General features: G+C 51.1%; 17 protein-coding genes. 10 read left to right on the top strand and 7 right to left on the bottom strand.

What is annotated here, in order from left to right; translation table 11 throughout:
* On the top strand, positions 1-225 hold a 225-nt coding region (locus Q4579_RS09035; protein ID WP_368501977.1), incomplete at its 5' end, for a transposase.
* Positions 226-453: 228 nt separating this feature from the next.
* Here the strand turns inward: Q4579_RS09035 and Q4579_RS09030 are convergent.
* A complete protein-coding gene (locus Q4579_RS09030; RefSeq protein ID WP_303563367.1) occupies positions 454-2,772 on the bottom strand; it encodes a Tex family protein in 2,319 nt (772 codons plus the stop codon).
* Between the two features lie 250 nt (positions 2,773-3,022).
* Between Q4579_RS09030 and Q4579_RS09025 the strand changes: the two genes are divergently transcribed.
* The 9 genes from Q4579_RS09025 (at position 3,023) to envZ (ending at position 9,621) form a co-directional block, all read left to right on the top strand.
* Positions 3,023-3,262, top strand: a complete 240-nt coding sequence (locus Q4579_RS09025) for a response regulator transcription factor (RefSeq protein WP_303563365.1) — start codon at positions 3,023-3,025, stop codon at positions 3,260-3,262.
* Between the two features lie 823 nt (positions 3,263-4,085).
* Positions 4,086-4,697, top strand: a complete 612-nt coding sequence (locus Q4579_RS09020; protein WP_303563363.1) for a DUF922 domain-containing protein — start codon at positions 4,086-4,088, stop codon at positions 4,695-4,697.
* Between the two features lie 217 nt (positions 4,698-4,914).
* Positions 4,915-5,709, top strand: coding sequence for a CPBP family intramembrane glutamic endopeptidase (locus Q4579_RS09015; protein WP_303563361.1), 795 nt, complete (start codon positions 4,915-4,917; stop codon positions 5,707-5,709).
* A 132-nt stretch (positions 5,710-5,841) separates the two neighbouring features.
* A complete protein-coding gene (locus Q4579_RS09010) occupies positions 5,842-6,240 on the top strand; it encodes a hypothetical protein (RefSeq protein ID WP_303563359.1) in 399 nt (132 codons plus the stop codon).
* 32 nt (positions 6,241-6,272) lie between these two features.
* A complete protein-coding gene (locus tag Q4579_RS09005) occupies positions 6,273-6,446 on the top strand; it encodes a hypothetical protein (protein ID WP_303563357.1) in 174 nt (57 codons plus the stop codon).
* A 54-nt stretch (positions 6,447-6,500) separates the two neighbouring features.
* The gene (locus tag Q4579_RS09000; RefSeq protein WP_303563355.1) at positions 6,501-6,803 is read left to right on the top strand and encodes a hypothetical protein; all 303 of its coding nucleotides are present in this window, start codon (positions 6,501-6,503) and stop codon (positions 6,801-6,803) included.
* Positions 6,804-6,915: 112 nt separating this feature from the next.
* On the top strand, positions 6,916-7,392 hold the full coding sequence (gene greB, locus Q4579_RS08995; RefSeq protein WP_303563353.1) for a transcription elongation factor GreB: 477 nt from the start codon (positions 6,916-6,918) through the stop codon (positions 7,390-7,392).
* Positions 7,393-7,533: 141 nt separating this feature from the next.
* Positions 7,534-8,253, top strand: coding sequence for a two-component system response regulator OmpR (ompR, locus tag Q4579_RS08990; RefSeq protein ID WP_211646531.1), 720 nt, complete (start codon positions 7,534-7,536; stop codon positions 8,251-8,253).
* Between the two features lie 9 nt (positions 8,254-8,262).
* Positions 8,263-9,621, top strand: coding sequence for a two-component system sensor histidine kinase EnvZ (gene envZ, locus Q4579_RS08985; RefSeq protein WP_303563376.1), 1,359 nt, complete (start codon positions 8,263-8,265; stop codon positions 9,619-9,621).
* Between the two features lie 101 nt (positions 9,622-9,722).
* Here the strand turns inward: envZ and Q4579_RS08980 are convergent, their stop codons facing one another.
* The 6 genes from Q4579_RS08980 to gmk form a co-directional block, all read right to left on the bottom strand.
* On the bottom strand, positions 9,723-11,096 hold the full coding sequence (locus tag Q4579_RS08980) for a uracil-xanthine permease family protein (RefSeq protein WP_303563351.1): 1,374 nt from the start codon (positions 11,094-11,096) through the stop codon (positions 9,723-9,725).
* Positions 11,097-11,468: 372 nt separating this feature from the next.
* Positions 11,469-13,550, bottom strand: coding sequence for an ATP-dependent DNA helicase RecG (gene recG, locus Q4579_RS08975; protein ID WP_303563349.1), 2,082 nt, complete (start codon positions 13,548-13,550; stop codon positions 11,469-11,471).
* A 33-nt stretch (positions 13,551-13,583) separates the two neighbouring features.
* Entirely contained in the window at positions 13,584-14,273 is a 690-nt protein-coding gene (trmH, locus tag Q4579_RS08970) for a tRNA (guanosine(18)-2'-O)-methyltransferase TrmH (protein WP_303563347.1), read from the bottom strand.
* A gap of 110 nt (positions 14,274-14,383) precedes the next feature.
* Positions 14,384-16,486 (bottom strand): bifunctional GTP diphosphokinase/guanosine-3',5'-bis pyrophosphate 3'-pyrophosphohydrolase, encoded by a 2,103-nt coding sequence (gene spoT, locus Q4579_RS08965; protein ID WP_303563345.1) that lies wholly within the window; start codon positions 16,484-16,486, stop codon positions 14,384-14,386.
* An 18-nt stretch (positions 16,487-16,504) separates the two neighbouring features.
* Positions 16,505-16,780 carry a DNA-directed RNA polymerase subunit omega gene (gene rpoZ, locus Q4579_RS08960; RefSeq protein WP_027250547.1) on the bottom strand — a complete coding sequence of 92 codons (276 nt, stop codon included), beginning with the start codon at positions 16,778-16,780 and terminating at the stop codon, positions 16,505-16,507.
* 50 nt (positions 16,781-16,830) lie between these two features.
* Positions 16,831-17,457 carry a guanylate kinase gene (gene gmk / locus Q4579_RS08955; protein WP_303563343.1) on the bottom strand — a complete coding sequence of 209 codons (627 nt, stop codon included), beginning with the start codon at positions 17,455-17,457 and terminating at the stop codon, positions 16,831-16,833.
* Positions 17,458-17,617: the final 160 nt, after the last annotated feature.

Here is a 17,617-nt window from a genome sequence, read left to right as displayed (position 1 = left end):
TCAATGCACTGGATATTAGATGTGAGTATGCGAGAAGATGCTTGTCAGATTTACCGAGAAAACGCGGCTGAAAACCTAGCGGGATTAAGGCACATGGCACTGAATATGCTCAGAGCTGAGCCAACCAAGATTAGCGTGCCGATGAAACAGAAACGCTGCATGATGACCACCGCCTTTTTGGAGCAAGTCCTTGTGGCTGGATTTACGTCAATGGCTAAACCTTAACCATTCATGCGGACGCCCTGTTTGAATGGGTTACTCTGGAGGTATATCCCAAAAGGCACCAGAACGGGAGATAGCGTGGGTCGTTTCCAAATGAATGTTGATAAAAAATATGATTTTTCTGGTGGCTGGGAATGGCGATTGATGATCAGAAGGGATGGGTGCCTTTCCTACAGAACTGAAAAAGGCGGGGAGTGCCCGCCTTTGTCATCTGCCTGAATGCTAATCGAGTTACTTTTTCGCTTTGGCAAATGCCGCGGCAAAGGCGCCACCCATAGCACTGTTGCCTGGCTGGTTTTCACGCGGCTGGCGGGGCGTGCGACGCTGGTCGTTTGGACGGGCACCACCTTTCGGCTTGCGCTCGGCTTCCTGACCCGGTTCATCGCTCAGGCGCATCGACATGCCAATGCGCTTACGCTGCAAGTCGACTTCCATCACTTTCACTTTCACCACATCACCGGCTTTCACAACTTCGCGCGGATCTGAAACAAACTTGTCCGACAGCGCAGAAATGTGGACCAGACCATCCTGATGCACACCGACATCAACAAAGGCGCCAAAGTTGGTCACGTTGGTGATCACGCCTTCCAGCACCATGCCCGGCACCAGATCTTTCACTTCATGAATGCCTTCGGCAAACGTTGCGGTCTTGAATTCAGGACGCGGATCGCGGCCCGGTTTGTCCAGCTCGCTAATAATGTCGGTCACCGTTGGCAGGCCAACGTCTTCGGTGATGTATTCGGATGCTTTCAGACCGCGCAGGAATTCACTGTTGCCAATCAGAGCATCCAGTGGCTTGTTGTTTTTCGCGGCAATGCTTTTAACGACATCATAAGATTCCGGGTGAACCGCAGAGGCATCCAGCGGGTTTTTACCGTTCATGATCCGAAGGAAACCGGCACACTGCTCAAAAGCTTTGGGTCCCAGACGGGAGACTTTTTTCAGCGTGGTGCGCGATTCAAACCGGCCGTGCTCGTCACGGTAAGCCACAATATTGCTGGCAATGGCGGCCGACAGACCTGCAACGCGGGTTAACAGGGCCGGTGAGGCGGTATTCACATCTACCCCAACGGCGTTCACACAGTCCTCGACCACGGCATCCAGACGTTTTGCCAGATTACTCTGGCTGACATCGTGCTGATACTGGCCCACACCGATAGATTTCGGATCGATTTTCACCAGCTCGGCCAGCGGATCCTGCAGGCGACGGCCAATGGAAACTGCGCCACGCAGCGACACATCCAGATTCGGGAATTCGTTGGCCGCCAGTTCAGACGCGGAATACACCGATGCGCCCGCCTCACTGACCATGACGCTCTGAACCTTCAGATTGTTGTCTTTCAGAAGCTGGGCGACAAAGCTGTCGGTTTCACGTGAAGCAGTTCCGTTCCCGATCGCAATCAGATCGACATTGTGTTTGGAGATCAGCGCCAGCACCGTCGCGGCCGACTGAGCCACCTGCTTCTGCGGCTGGTGCGGATAAATGGTGGCGGTATCAACCAGCTTACCCGTGCTGTCAACGACAGCGACTTTGCACCCGGTACGCAGGCCCGGATCGAGCGCCAGTGTCATGCGCGGACCGGCAGGAGCGGCCATCAGCAGATCTTTCAGGTTATCGGCAAATACCTGCATCGCGCCGTCTTCGGCTTTCTCACGCAGGGCGGCCATCAGCTCGGTTTCCATGTGCATCAGAATCTTGATACGCCAGGCCCAGCTGATCACCTGCTTGCGCCAGCTGTCGGCTGGCTGGCTGCCCAGATTGACGCCATAGTGATCGGCAATCATGACTTCACAGTAAGAGCCACGAACGCCTTCTTCCTGATTTGGATCCGCATTCAGTGCCAGTTGCAGCACACCTTCATTGCGGCCACGGAACATGGCCAGCGCCCGGTGCGACGGCACCTGAGACAATTTTTCATTGTGCTCGAAGTAGTCTTTGAACTTTGCGCCTTCCTGCTCTTTACCTTCCACCACACGCGCGGTCAGCTCGGCATTGGATTGCAAGTGGCGGCGGATTTTATCCAGCAGGGCGGCGTCTTCTGCAAAACGTTCCATTAAAATCGCACGCGCGCCATCCAGTGCAGCTTTGGTATCGGCCACACCTTTGTCGGCAGACACATAGCTTGCGGCAGCGGTTTCCGGATCGTTACCTGGTTGTGACCACAGCAGATCCGCGAGCGGTTCCAGACCGGCTTCAATCGCGATCTGGCCCTTGGTGCGGCGCTTGGGTTTGTACGGCAGGTACAAATCTTCCAGCCGTGTTTTGCTGTCGGCGGATAAGATTTCGGCTTCCAGGGCCGGTGTGAGTTTATCCTGCTCCGTAATGGATTTGAGGATCACCTGACGGCGGTCTTCCAGCTCGCGCAGGTAGCCCAGGCGGGACTCCAGATTACGCAGTTGGGTATCGTCCAGCCCGTCGGTCACTTCTTTCCGGTAACGGGCGATGAAAGGGACGGTATTGCCGTCATCGAGTAGCGCCACGGCTGCGGCAACCTGCTGCGTTTTGACGTTCAGTTCAGACGCAATCAGGTGATGGATACTCGCGGTCATAGATTTCCTTTGGCTACAGTTTTCTCAGGGGGTCCATCTAACCACAATTCCGCACGCCAGTCAGCGCCCAAGCCCCCGCAAAATGTCAGGAGTTTGCCAGCCGTAGCAGTGGGTGTGATCTGTATACAGGCAGTGGCAGCCGGACAAAATGCGCAAACGAGTCGAAGTTACCCCATTGATGAGCCCGGCGCTTGATTTATTGCCGATATGATCGATGACATGATAAGCAATAGTTTGCACCGATGTGGGGATGAATAGAATCAAGCATCACCACATCGAAGAATCAAATCAGATGACAGGAAGACAACAACAAGTTGCCGTTTTGATCATGTCAGGGATGACAAACAAGCAGATCGCACAACAACTGTTTATTTCAGAAAATACCGTGAAATATCACTGTAAACAGCTTTTTAGTACCTATGGGGTCAACACAAGAACTGAGTTGGCTTGCATCTTGATGCGATCCGGTATGTTGAGCGGAGCACTTTGAACTCAGACGTTGAAAAGATGATGGGTTTGTATCCAACTTCGATGGAAATTCTGAGGTTAAAGCCCATCAATAAGTACCGGAAAAGTAAAGATGGCAAACATGTTCCATAAAGAATGGTAGGCGAAATTAATGATGATTGAAATCATGCTGCCAAATCGAATTCTGAAATATTCATATAAAATACAGAAAATATAGCCCAACCCAAGTGTGAATACAGCATTGGTGACTGAGTTTAAAAGGTGCATGGATGAGAATAATATTGTGACAATGAATGCGGAAACATAGATGTCACGAATGATGAATCGGCACATGTTTTGTAGGATGAAAAAGAATAATATCGTCTCGAGCATACAATAAAACATAACGGATAAGACTGTTCTTTCTTCATTGTATTGGGTACCGACCGATTGGTCTGTATCTATCAAGATTAGCTGGATAATCGATATCAAAGCAATCGCAGTCAAAAATGTGAATTTTATAAAAAGCACATGTTTGATCAGCGACCAGAGATCGTATTCTAATGTACTGTAAAAGTGTTTTTTGATGATCATGCTTATTTTCAATATGATTGTCAGGTGAATATCTCGGACATATAGTATTGATTTGTTGGACGAAGTATCCTACCCGATTGGGTAGTTTCAGCTGGTGTTTGAGGATGCAAAAAGATAAACATACATCTCTTTTACTCATACATGACTTATTAAAAATTGTGATTCAATTCAATTTATTGATTTTATGTGATTATTTTTAATTGACGAATGTATAATGAATATGGACTTTATTTTTGTTCGCGATGCAGAGTCGTGATTTTGGGGAATAATAAATGACACACCGACATATATCTTACCTGCTATTTCTTTGTTCTGTTCATCTTGCTCATGCAGATGAACAACTCCCTTTTCCTTTTCATAAAGCGTATGAGATTTATTCTGTATCTGGTCACAGTGATGCAGAAATTGATGCTTCTTATGAAAAAAGACCTGCTCATTTGAAAGAAAAAGGTTTTGATGCTTATTTAGCATGGAATTATGACTTTTATTATGATGATCTGACTTGTGAAATTGATTTCTTTACGTTGGATGTGAAGTATACATTGCCGCAACTCAGCATCTCTCCTGAAAATGAAGCACTGTTGAAGGGGGATTTTGTCTATGCGAAACAGCTTTATGCACATGAAGAGCGTCACTGTGCGATCGCTTTATCGCAACTCCATGCCATTTATCAATTGATTAAAAAAGGTCAGCGTGACGGTTGTGAAACTGTGCAGGATTTAATCGATGTGCATGAATCAAATATTACTGAAATGAATCGTAACTTCGATGTGTATACAAACCATGGCGAAATTGAATTAGCGGTTTCTCCGTTCGGCGAAGATGATTTTCTGCCGCACTGTAAGATTGAAACCCCGGTTTCGGTTCATGTGGATGCGAGTTGAGATTTTGTTGAGATGGACATTCCCACTCACCACCGACACTCACAGTTGGTGAACTGAATGCAGGGTGAGAGCATACGAACTTAAGCGCTCAAGGATTGACGGTTTGTTGAAGTGTTGCACCGCTGAGTTTGTTTGATGTTTCATAAGATAAAAACGAATCAGATTATAAGTTCGTTAATGTGCGAATCAATTGTGGATGAAATGAATGCGATTTATCATGAAAGAAGCTTATAATAATTCTGTTGGTTTGTTTTGTCATGCTGTATTAAAAGTCACTTGGGTTGAAGTGATCGTTATATATTTTATCAGCATGTTCGTTTTGGAGGGGGTAGATCCTTATGCGAGAACAGTTTTCAACTACGATATCAGAAGTTTTGTGTTACCGGTAATTGCTTTAATTCCCTTTGTTTTCAGGTTGTGTCAGTTCCAATATTTTAATGATGAAGAATTTAATGTTAAATTAGTTTTCTTTGTGGCAATGGCTTTTGTTTTATTACACTTTTGGGATGTGGAGTATTTCAGAGGATTTATAACTGCCGATGGTTTTGTGCGTCATGACTACTACCTGAATTATATTCTCTCTTCAGAACAAACGCTAGAATGGGCGGTGTTTGTCGCCTTTCTACTTGTTGTGATCGTTCCACTGTTTGAAGAGATTTTTTACCGAGTATGGTTATATCAAAAACTTGGTCAGTTTGTTGGGAGTTGGGTCTCCATATTGATTAGCGCAACAATTTTTGCCAGTCAGCATTATGATTTTTATCTCAGTTTTATATTTGCTTTGACGATGCATCTTATTTATATCAAGACGCAGTCATTCAGGAATGTTCTTTTTATTCATTGTCTGTATAACGGACTTAATACATTGTTCTATCATGTTTGGGTTCCTTATTGTCTTCATCATGATTATTCTATAGCGACTCGTGAACATTTGGGGACGACTTCATGGGTTCTCATATTTACTCCTGCTTTGTGCCTTTTATCTTTCATGTATTTATTCAGGAAGAAATGAAATGTCAATCATTTGAATGAGACTTGCTGGAAGTTGAGTCTGTTGCAATGGAGCATCTTTTCTTAATATCCAGATTGACTAACTAAATTTTGGGGATTATTTTAAACGAAATTGTTTTTATTTGAGAGCGCTATGTATACTGAAAAAGTTATTTTTATATCAAGTGATAGTTTAGTTATTAAAGGGCAGGGGGTTTCTTTATCTAAAATTAGGCAGATGAAGGTTTGCGAGAAGTCCAGCAAAGAGGTTGTTTTAAACTTTGTAGCTTTTTCATTATTCATGTCTTCGACAGTTTGGTTGCTGCCTATTTTTGGCGCTGATCCAAAACTGTCCTTATACTTATCACCTGTGTTCTTTATTTTAGGTTTTCTTCTTGGTTTTTTTGTTATTAAAAAATACCAACTTAAAATTGAAGTGTCACATTCTGACGAGACAGGTATTCAATGGGTTAGTGTTGCTAAAAGTAATAGTGTAAAAGATTGTGAGATTTTCTCAAAAATTGTTTCTAAATATAATGCTTATATCAATTGATTAAAAAAGGTCAGCGTGACGGTTGTGAAACTGTGCAGGATTTAATCGATGTGCATGAATCGAATATTACTGAAATGAATCGTAACTTCGATGTGTATACAAACCATGGCGAAATTGAATTAGCGGTTTCTCCGTTCGGCGAAGATGATTTTCTGCCGCACTGTAAGATTGAAATCCCGGTTTCGGTTCATGTGGATGCGAGTTGAAAACGGTTTCTTTCCGTTGCGCGGAGTGACTGACGAGCGAGGAAGTTGAGTCTGTTGCAATGGATCATCATCAACAATGTCCTGTTGTTAGCTGTCAGTGGGGTGTTGCGAGTTCATGTTGAGTTCCTGGCTCAAGTCAGGCTGGTCGATTATCTCTTCTATAGTGGTTTTGTCTTCTGGTTGATCGGTGGGATGGTGTTGCTGGGGGGATCGCGCCTGACACGGGAAGATAGCATCAGTGTGGATGACATAGAGAATTACAGGGAGAATTTTCGGTTTTTTATCCTGATGCTGCTCTCGGGTTTACCCATCATTGTCAGTAGTGCTGTTTTGTATCGAATGGGTGTCATTACCTGAAGGTTGAGTGTGTGCTGGCGCTCAACCTGCCATTTTCCTGAATCATGTCTCGCTGTCATTCCCGTCAACGTCATATAATCAAGCCATTACCATCGTATCAGGGGCAGACAGCATGAGAACCCCATTGATCACCCGGGAAGGGTACAACCGGCTCAAGCAGGAGCTGGATTTTCTGTGGCAGGAAGAACGTCCGGAAGTGACGAAGAAAGTGACCTGGGCCGCGAGTCTTGGTGATCGTTCGGAAAATGCCGATTATCAGTACAACAAAAAACGCCTGCGGGAGATTGACCGCAGGGTGCGTTATCTGCGTAAAACGCTGGAGAACGTGAAAATTGTCGACTATTCCCCGGTTCAGGAAGGCAAAGTCTTTTTCGGGGCCTGGGTCGAAGTGGAAAATGAGGCTGGCACCTGTATGAAATTCCGCATCGTTGGGTATGATGAAATTTTTGGCCGCAAGGACTATATCTCGATTGATTCGCCGATGGCACGGGCGTTGCTGAAAAAAGAAGTGGACGATGAAGTCGTGGTCCGGACTCCGGAAGGGGATAAAGTCTGGTTCATCAATACGATAACTTATCTCAACGACTAAACTGTGCAGAACGGTCACTGAGTTGACATACTCGGTAACAATTTACGGTGAAGAATTGCGCACCATTTCAGTCAGAAAAGGCAAGGGTCGCGTAAAATATCGTCCCGGCGACATCCGGAATTCGAACCATAAGGTGTAACGATGCAAGACAATTTCAAGATTTTAGTGGTCGATGACGACATGCGCCTGCGTGCGCTGCTGGAGCGTTATCTGTCTGAGCAGGGTTTTCAGGTCCGCAGTGTAGCGAATGGCGAACAGATGGATCGCCTGCTGGCACGTGAGAATTTCCACCTGATGGTCCTGGATTTAATGTTGCCGGGTGAGGATGGCTTGTCGATTTGCCGCCGTCTGCGGAATGCCAACAATATGCTGCCGATCCTGATGCTGACTGCCAAGGGCGACGAAGTCGACCGAATTGTCGGGCTGGAAGTCGGCGCCGATGACTATCTGCCAAAACCGTTTAACCCGCGTGAGTTGCTGGCCCGTATCCGTGCCGTGTTGCGTCGTCAGACCGTTGAGGCGCCGGGCGCGCCGAGTGTGGAAGGCAAAATCATCACCTTTGGTGAGTTTCGTCTGAATCTTGGCACCCGTGAAATGTTCCGTGGCGAAGAATCGATGCCACTGACATCCGGTGAATTCGCCGTGCTGAAAGCGCTGGTGACCAATGCCCGTGAGCCGATGTCGCGCGATAAGCTGATGAATATGGCCCGCGGTCGCGAATATTCAGCGATGGAACGTTCCATTGATGTGCAGATCTCTCGGCTTCGCCGCATGATTGAAGAAGATCCGAGCCGTCCGCGTTATATCCAGACCGTTTGGGGGCTGGGCTACGTTTTCGTTCCCGATGGCAGTGAGGCGTAAACCATGCCGATGCGCCTGTCGCCGCGCTCGACGTTTACCCGCACACTCATTCTGCTGGCTGGCCTGTTGATTGCCAGCCAGGTTTTTTCTTATCTGGCCGTGTTGAACTATGCCTTGCTGCCCAGTTTGCAGCAGTTCAACCGGATTATGGCCTACGAAGTCCGGCTGATGCTCAAAGAAGATGTTGAGCTGGCAGATGGCCATACCTTTCATCTCGATACCCCTTTACGCCGTCAATTGCTGGAACAGCTGGGCGTCACGCTGCATGCGGATAACAGCCCGGAGTCAGAAGAGTTCCGTGCTGCAAGCAAGATTGATTATCTGAGTGATGAGATGACCCGGGAGCTGGGCACACCCACGGAAGTCCGGCTGGTGCTGGGGGCCGACAGTTATGTGCTGTGGCTCGATTGCGATGCAATGCCGGGTTTTCTGATGCGGGTGCCTTTGTCTGAACTACAGGAAGATGATTTCGCGCCGCTGTTTGGTTACAGCTTGTTTATCGCCTTTATGGTGATTGCTGGCGGCTGGCTGTTCATCCGGATTCAGAATCGTCCGCTGGTTGCGCTGGAGCAGGCTGCGCTGGAAGTGGCGAAAGGTGGATCGCCCCCGCATCTGGAAGTGCAGGGCGCGTCGGAAATTCGGGCGGTGACTAAAGCTTTCAACCGGATGGGCGAAGGCATCAAGCAACTGGAAGATGATCGGGCACTGCTGATGGCCGGTGTGAGTCATGACTTGCGTACGCCGTTGACCCGGATCCGACTGGCGACTGAAATGATGTCCCCGGCAGATGCTTATCTGGCTGAGAGTATGATTAAAGACACGGAAGAGTGTAATGCCATCATCAATCAGTTCATGGAGTATCTGAAATCAACCCATCTGCTGGAGCAGGAACTGCATGACCTGAATATTCTGGTCGAAGATGTGGTGGAAGCCGAAGGGGGGATCGAGCGAGGCATAGAAACTGCACTGGGTCCTGTGAGCGGCAAAGTTTACGTCAATGGTGTCGCGATTAAACGCTTGATTACCAACCTGGTGATCAACGCATTACGCTATGGTCACGGCTGGGTGCATGTCACCAGTGGGATGACGGCGGATCGAAAAATGGCCTGGTTCTGCGTTGAAGATGACGGCCCGGGTATCGAACCGGATCAGGTTGCCAAAATGCTGCAGCCACTGACCCGCGGCGACAGTGCCCGGGGGAGCGATGCAGAAGGTACCGGACTTGGTCTGGCGATTGTGAAGCGCATCGTGGATCAACATGAAGGCGAGATTCAGTTCAGCAACCGCAGTGAAGGTGGCCTTCGGGTACAAGTCAGCCTGCCGATGCGCACGGTGAAACAGAACGGTAAACGGGGCAGTAAGTCCTGATGCCCTGAAACTTCCCCCCCTTGAAAAGGGGGGAGGGATCGATGAGTGCGTGCTGCAATTCTGAAATTTCCCTCCCCTTGGCAAAGAGGGATCGGACAGAATCAGTCTTTCTTTTCTTCTGGCAGGATCAGGTTCAGAAGGATTGCAGTCAGGCCGCCAGCGGCCATGCCGGAAGACAGAATACTCTTCACAAACTCAGGCATGAACTGGAGAATTTCCGGCTTTTGCGCAATACCTAAGCCCATCGAGAACGACAACGCCATAATCAGAATCGCCCGACGGTCCAGCTCACAGCGGGAAATAATCCGGACGCCGGAAGCCGCGATGGTGCCGAACATCACGATGGTTGCGCCGCCCAGTACAGGTTCCGGAATTAACTGAACCAGATTGGCGACCACAGGAAACAGACCCAGCAAGACCAGCATGCCTGCCACAAAATAGCCGATATAACGGCTGGCAACCCCTGTCAGTTGGATGATGCCGTTGTTCTGGCTGAACGTCGAATTCGGGAAGCTGTTCAGCACGGCGGCCAGCGCGGAATTGATGCCATCGGCCAGCACACCACCTTTGATACGTTTCATGTAAACCGGGCCGGAGACCGGCTGTTCAGAGGTCTCGGACGTGGCGGTAATATCGCCGATGGCTTCGAGCGAGGTAATCGCAAACACGATGATCAGTGGGATCAGCAGCGACCAGTCAAACCCCAGGCCGTATTGCATCGGAACTGGAATTGCCATCAGCGAGGTCTCGGCCAGGCGGTCGGTCTCGATCATGCCCATCAGCCAGGCGGCCAGCGTTCCGGCAGCCATGGCGATCACAATAGAAGAGACCCGCAGGTAAGGGTTCTTCATCCGGTTCATCAGCACAATCAGTCCCAGTACAATGCCGGCCAGCAGTAGTTTATCCAGACTGCCGAAGCTGCCGTTTTCAATGGCAGCATAGCCACCAACGATGGAAGTCAGACCGATTTGAATCAGCGTCAGGCCAATCAGGGTCACCACAATCCCGGATACCAGCGGTGTAATCACCCGCCGTGTATGCTGTAAAATTCGTGAAATACCGACTTCTGTCAGTGAAGCGGCAAGGATCGTCCCGAAAATAGCCGCCATCATGGTTGGGACATCAGCCCCGCCGGCTTTCATCGCCAGTCCGGCACCGATTATCGGACCCAGAAAGTTGAAGCTGGTGCCCTGAATCGAGAGCAGGCCAGAGCCGACCGGGCCGATGGTGCGGATCTGAATGAAGGAAGCCACACCGGAAGCCAGCAAGGACATGCTGACAATGGTGTTGGTATCACTGGCCGGTAATCCGAGCGCCTGACAGATAATCAGCGAGGGCGTCACCACAGCGACAAACATCGCCAGCAGATGCTGCAGGGCGGCAAACAGGGTTTGTGGCAGCGGCGGGCGATCTTCAAGGCGGTAAATGAGGTCGGAAGAGCGCGGACGCTCGATTTCTCGGTGATGGCCGGTCATGGGCATTCCTTCATACGTCGACAGAGCGGCTTCAAGACGGAGATCTGAACAGAAACAGTTCGAAGCCGGACAAGACCCTTGGGTCAAAATTGGCCCTATTTTAATGACGCATCACAATTTAGCAAACGTTTGCGCAATTATACCAATCGCAGTAAATCACTGGTCATCCTAGCTTGTTCAAATGTTTGATAACTGCGTTAGATTTTTTGATTGTAGAATCACTACATATCTAAAAAGTCTGCCTTGTTCTCAACCATTTTTCCTGCGCTATTTCTGATCATTGACTTACTTTGATTGGTATTATTTATTTCGGATGAAAAGCAGAAAATGGCGGCATCATGCCGCCAAAGTGACGTAAGTTGGATGTATCGCTCAGGCGTTAGAGTAGTTTTCTTTATTACCCAGCCAGCGGTCGATAATGGCTTTTGCATTGCTGGGATACTGATCGTGCAGGTAGCGCGCCATTTTCTGAACTTGCGGGATTAAGTGCTGGTCACGCACCAGATCGGCTACTTTGAAATCGGCGATGCCGGTTTGCTTGGTGCCGAGCAGTTCACCGGGGCCCCGGATTTCGAGATCGCGTTGTGCGATCACAAAGCCGTCGCTGCTTTCCCGGAGGACGCCCAGACGCTGTTGCGCCGTTTTCGACAGTGGCGCATGGTAAAGCAGCACGCAGTGACTGGCGACGCTGCCCCGGCCAACCCGGCCACGCAGCTGGTGGAGCTGGGCCAGACCTAATCGCTCGGGATTTTCGATCACCATCAGGCTGGCGTTCGGGACGTCTACTCCGACTTCAATCACTGTCGTTGCGACGAGCAAGTGCAATTCACCCGCTTTGAAACGCTGCATCACGTCCTGTTTCTCTGCGGCTTTCATCCGGCCATGAACCAGGCCGATTTTCAGTTCCGGTAACTGAGCGGTGAGTTCGGTGGCGGTGTCTGACGCTGCCTGTGCTTCCAGTACTTCGGATTCATCAATCAGGGTACAAACCCAATAGGCCTGCCGGCCTTCGCTGAGGCAGGCGGCCCGGATACGCTCAATGATGTCGGCCCGACGGGTGTCGGAAACGGCAACGGTCTGAATGGGTGTCCGGCCCGGCGGGAGTTCGTCAATCACCGAGGTTTCCAGATCGGCATAGGCGGTCATTGCCAGCGTGCGGGGAATGGGCGTGGCGGTCATGATCAACTGATGCGGATAGCGGCCCTCATTGGCGCCTTTTTCACGCAGTTCCAGCCGCTGATGCACCCCGAACCTGTGTTGTTCATCAATGATCACCAGTGCCAGATTGCTGAAGATGACCTGTTGCTGAAACAGCGCATGTGTGCCGACCACCATTTTGGCTTCGCCGCTTTCAATACGGGCCAGCTCGGTTTCCCGGGCTTTGCCTTTGAGTTTACCGGCCAGCCAGCCGACCTGAATACCCAGTGGTGCCAGCCATTGGGCAAAATTCAGGGCGTGTTGCTCTGCCAGAAGTTCGGTCGGAGCCATCAGGGCGACCTGATAGCCATGCTCAATCGCACGGATCGCAGCCAAAGCAGCGACCAGGGTTTTACCGGAGCCGACATCGCCTTGTACCAGCCGCATCATGGGCACGGGTTTGGCGAGATCGTTTTCGATATCGGCAGTCACCCGTTGCTGTGCACCTGTCGGACTGAAAGGCAAACCCGCCAGCAGTTGCTGCTTCAGGGTTTCACTCGGCGGCAGTGGCCAGGCCTGATGCTGCTGGCCTTTTTCACGTACTGCCAGCATCGATAGGTTCTGTGCCAGCAACTCTTCCAGGATCAGGCGTTTCTGCGCCGGGTGTTCCCCGTTTTCCAGTTGATCCAGCGATACATCCGGCGTTGGGCGATGCATCACATGCAGGGCTTGCGCCAGCGTCATCTGGCGGTCGTACAAGCCTTCCGGTAACAGCTCGGTGACGGCGGCTTTATCCAGCAGTTTCAGGGCTTGGTCGGTCAGATTGCGCAGGGTCAGCTGACGCAGACCATCGGTTGTGGGATAGACCGGCGTCAGCGTTTCCTCGACAGCCAGTGCCGTCGTTTCGGAAAAAACTTTGTAATCAGGATGAATGATTTCAGGCCCGTGCTGGCCGCGGCGGATTTCACCATAGGCTTTCACCTGTTTGCCTTCGGACAGAGCGTTTTTCATCGCGGCATTGAAGTTGAAGAAGCGCAGGGTCAGCGCGCCGGACTGGTCGCTGATTCTGACGGTCAGCATCCGGCGTTTGCCGAAGGAAATGGCATTGCTGAGCACTTCTCCCTGAACCGTCAGGTGCTGGCCGGGCTGAATTTCAGCGATTGGCCAGATCCGGGTCCGGTCTTCGTAACGGAGCGGCAGATGAAACAGGAGATCCTGCACGGTATGCAGGCCGATCTTGTTAAGTTTCTCCGCCATTTTGGCGCCCACGCCGGACAATTCGGTCAGGGCGATGGTCTCCAGCATTTGTCCGCTCATGCCTGTGTTCTCTGTGCTCCGTCAGATCCGGGGTTATTTATCCCGGGATTGAATGGCCTGCCACCAGGCATTATCAGCGACAATCTGGCCCGCATCATCCAGAGGCGGGTAAGGCAGTTTTTTGCGTTTGGCAACTTTGGCCAGCACCGGGTGTCCGCGCTCAAACAGAATACGGTGAACGGTTTCCGGCGGCAACTGTGTGTGTTCCCGTTCATACATCCCGGCATTGTGTCGCTGACGCTGCGCTTCATACAGAATGAGTGCGCTGGCGACCGAGACGTTCAGCGACTGTACCATACCCACCATGGGAATGATGATGTCCTGATCGGCCAGTGCTAAGGCTTCGGGTGTGATCCCGTTTTTTTCGCCGCCCAGAATGATGGCCGTGGGTTTTGTGTAATCAATCTCGCGAAAATCAACCGCGCGATCAGAAAGATGAGTGGCCAGAACCTGCATCCCTTCGCTTTTCAGCTGGCCGACCGCGCTGGCCATGGTGTCATGGGTTTGCAGTTCGACCCAGTTCCGGGCGCCTGCCGAGGTATGGCTCAGCACCCGCATGTCGTTTGGCCAGACGGCATGGACTTTGTGCACACCCACGGCGTCTGCGGTTCGAATGATGGCAGAGACGTTATTGGGCTTGTGCACTTCTTCCAGGCACAAAGTTAAATCGGTCTGACGGGTGGCCAGGACGGACTGGATCCGCGCAAAGCGTTCTGGGGTCATGGGCTTCGTATCTTGTTACAGTTCAGGCTGATTCGTTCAGCACTCGGGAAAGCACAAACGCCCGGTGCGGGCGTTTGTCAGTTCATTCACAGTCAGGCATCGTCGCCCAATCAGTTCTTCTGCCGGGCAACCCGGACCACGTTCGGCATCACCCGGATCCGGCGCATGATATTGGCCAGATGCACCCGGCCTTTGGTCGTCAGGCGAACGGTGATGGTATACAGGCGACCGTCTTTTTCTTCCGTCGCCAGACCCTGAATGTTCGAACCGGTATTGGCGATGGTATTGGTCAGATCGGCCAGCGCCCCCTGATGGTTCTGCATATCCACTTTGAGGTTGGTGACAAATTCCTGCTCGAAGTCGCGGCTCCATTCCACCGGCATGTATTTGTCCGGTTCTTTCTGATAACCACGGATGTTCGAGCATTCCTCACGGTGAATCACCAGACCTTTCCCCGGGCTGACATAGGCCATGATCGGGTCGCCATGGATCGGGTGACAGCAGTTGGCAAAGGTCAGCAGAATCCCGTCGGCTCCCCGGATTGGCATCCGGCGTTTGTCGTCATTCTGCGGCTCTTCTTCCAGCGTGCCGAGCAAACGGCGGGCGATCACCACGCTCATCAGTTCACCCAGACCGATCGCAGCCAGCAGAGATTCGGCATCCTTGAGGCGGAGATCTTTGAGCACTTTGTCGAGTGTGACCGGGTCAATCTGATCGATATTCAGCTCACCCAGCGCATGATTGAGCAGGCGGCGACCCAGGGTAATGGATTCGGCGCGGCGCATGGTTTTCAGCACCTGACGGATTTTGGTCCGTGCACGCGAAGTCACCACATAGTTGAGCCAGGCCGCATTGGGCCGGGCACCCGGCGCACTGATGATATCGACCGTCTGGCCGTTTTTCAGCGGCTTACTCAGTGGGTAAGGCTGGCGATCGACCTTGGCACCGACACAGGTATTGCCGACATCAGTATGGACAGCGTAGGCAAAGTCGACGGCGGTTGCACCGACCGGCAGTTCCACAATCCGGCCCTTCGGTGTGAAGACGTAAATCTCGTCCGGAAAGAGATCCGATTTGACGTTTTCAATGAATTCGAATGAGTTACCGGCACTTTGTTGCAGTTCCATCAGGCTTTGCATCCAGCGCTGGGCCTTCACCTGTGCTGTGGTGCCGGAGCTTTCCCGGTCTTTGTAGGTCCAGTGAGCCGCCACCCCTTTGTCCGCCATCTGATCCATGTCTTCTGTACGGATCTGGACTTCGACCGGCACCCCGTGCGGGCCGACCAGAGAGGTGTGGAGCGACTGATAGCCGTTAGCTTTCGGAATGGCGATGTAGTCTTTCATCCGGCTCGGGCGCGGCTTATACAGGTTGTGCACCTGTCCCAGCACCCGATAGCAGGTATCCAGATCGTTCACCAGTACCCGGAAGGCATAGATGTCCATGATGGAATGGAAGCGCTGTTCCTTGTTCTTCATCTTGTTGTAGATGGAGTACAGGTTCTTTTCGCGACCGACCACTTTGCCGTCGATCCCCGCGTCGTGAAGGCGGCCTTCAATCTCGGCGTGGATCCGGTTGATCATTTCTTTCCGGTTTCCGCGTGCAGCGGCAACCACTTCTTTCAGCACCCGATAGCGGTTCGGATACAGGGCCTCGAAACCCAGCTCTTCGAGCTCAGTCTTGATATTGTGAATACCCAGACGGTGGGCAAGGGGCGAGAAGATTTCCAGTGTTTCGCGGGCAATGCGGCGGCGTTTATCCGGGCGAAGTGCACCCAGCGTGCGCATGTTGTGGGTCCGGTCGGCCAGTTTGATCAGGATGACCCGGATGTCGTTGGCCATAGCCATGATCATCTTGCGGAAGTTCTCCGCCTGGGCTTCCTTCCGATCGCGGAATTTCAGCTTATCCAGCTTAGACACGCCATCCACCAGCTCGGCGACCGTGGAACCGAATCGACTGTCGAGGTCATCTTTGGTGACTTCGGTGTCTTCGATCACATCGTGGAGCAATGCGGCCATCAGCGTCTCATAGTCCAGGCGCATTTCGGCCAGAATCCGGGCGACGGCAATCGGGTGGATGATATAAGGTTCACCGCTGGAGCGGGTCTGACCTTCGTGGGCGTCTCTTGCGACTAAATAGGCCTGCCTGAGCGCCTCAATCTGAGTCTCAGGCAGGTATTCAATTACAACTTCTTTCAGGCTATCAAAGAGATACAAATTGCCCGCTTCCTTGAATTAGCGCTGGTTACCTGCAATGGCACTCACGGCTGCCAGTTCAGCAGCTTCCTGCTCTTGCATTTCCTGACGCTCACGTGCATCCAGGATGTCTTTCGTGATCAGGCCTTCTTCGATCTCGCGCAGTGCGATGACGGTGTACTTATCGTTCTCTTCAGGAACCAATGGATCCTTACCGCCAGTTTGCATTTGACGCGCACGGCGAGAAGCAATTTGGATCAGATCGAAACGGTTGCCAATTTTATCAACAGCATCTTGAACAGTTACACGTGCCATCGAGGACTCCAGTGGGTTTAATAAAAAGATGGAAAATTGTACAAAATTACTTACTGTTGCGCCAGTAGCGCAGAAAGCATGCTGCTATATTTAGCAGCTTGTTTGTCTTGCTTCAATCGCTCAGCACGGATGATTGCCTTAAAATCCATGAGGGCCACGTCAAAGTCATCGTTCACGATCACATAGTCATACTCGGTGTAATGCGAAATTTCAGACTGGGCTTCCTGCATGCGGCGGGCAATCACGGCGTTGCTGTCCTGACCACGGGCGTTGAGGCGGCGCTCAAGTTCATCTTTCGATGGGGGCAGAATAAAAATACTTTTGGCTTGGGGCATTTGCAGGCGAATTTGCTGCGCGCCCTGCCAGTCGATATCTAAAAAGACGTCAATGCCTTTCTCGAGCTGCTGTTCAATCCACAGGCGCGATGTGCCGTAGAAATTACCAAACACTTCCGCATGCTCTAAAAAAGCACTCTGTTCGGCCAACTCTTTGAATTCTTCAACGCTGACGAAATTGTAATGAACACCATGAACTTCACCCGGGCGCATGCCGCGTGTGGTGTGGGAAACTGAAACCTTCATATCATAAGTCGGGTTGGTTTCCAGCAGGGCGTTGATCAGGCTGGATTTGCCTGCGCCGCTTGGGGCCGAAACGATATATAACGTGCCTTTGCTCATTACCGCTGTCACTCAAGTGGAAGAAAGGGCGCGCAGGGTATCACGAACTGCTGCGAAATTGAATCGACAAGTGTAAGTTTCGTCCTCAGCCTCACAACCGGATTTTTGCCCTTCACCGGTCGTCCGGCTCGCGCACCTTTTACAGGCATTGTCTTTATAA

It is taken from the genome of Photobacterium sp. 1_MG-2023 (genome assembly GCF_030547945.1).
GTDB lineage: Bacteria > Pseudomonadota > Gammaproteobacteria > Enterobacterales > Vibrionaceae > Photobacterium.
Note: the sequence above shows the minus strand (reverse complement) of the source record. Positions and strands in the feature narration are given on the sequence as shown.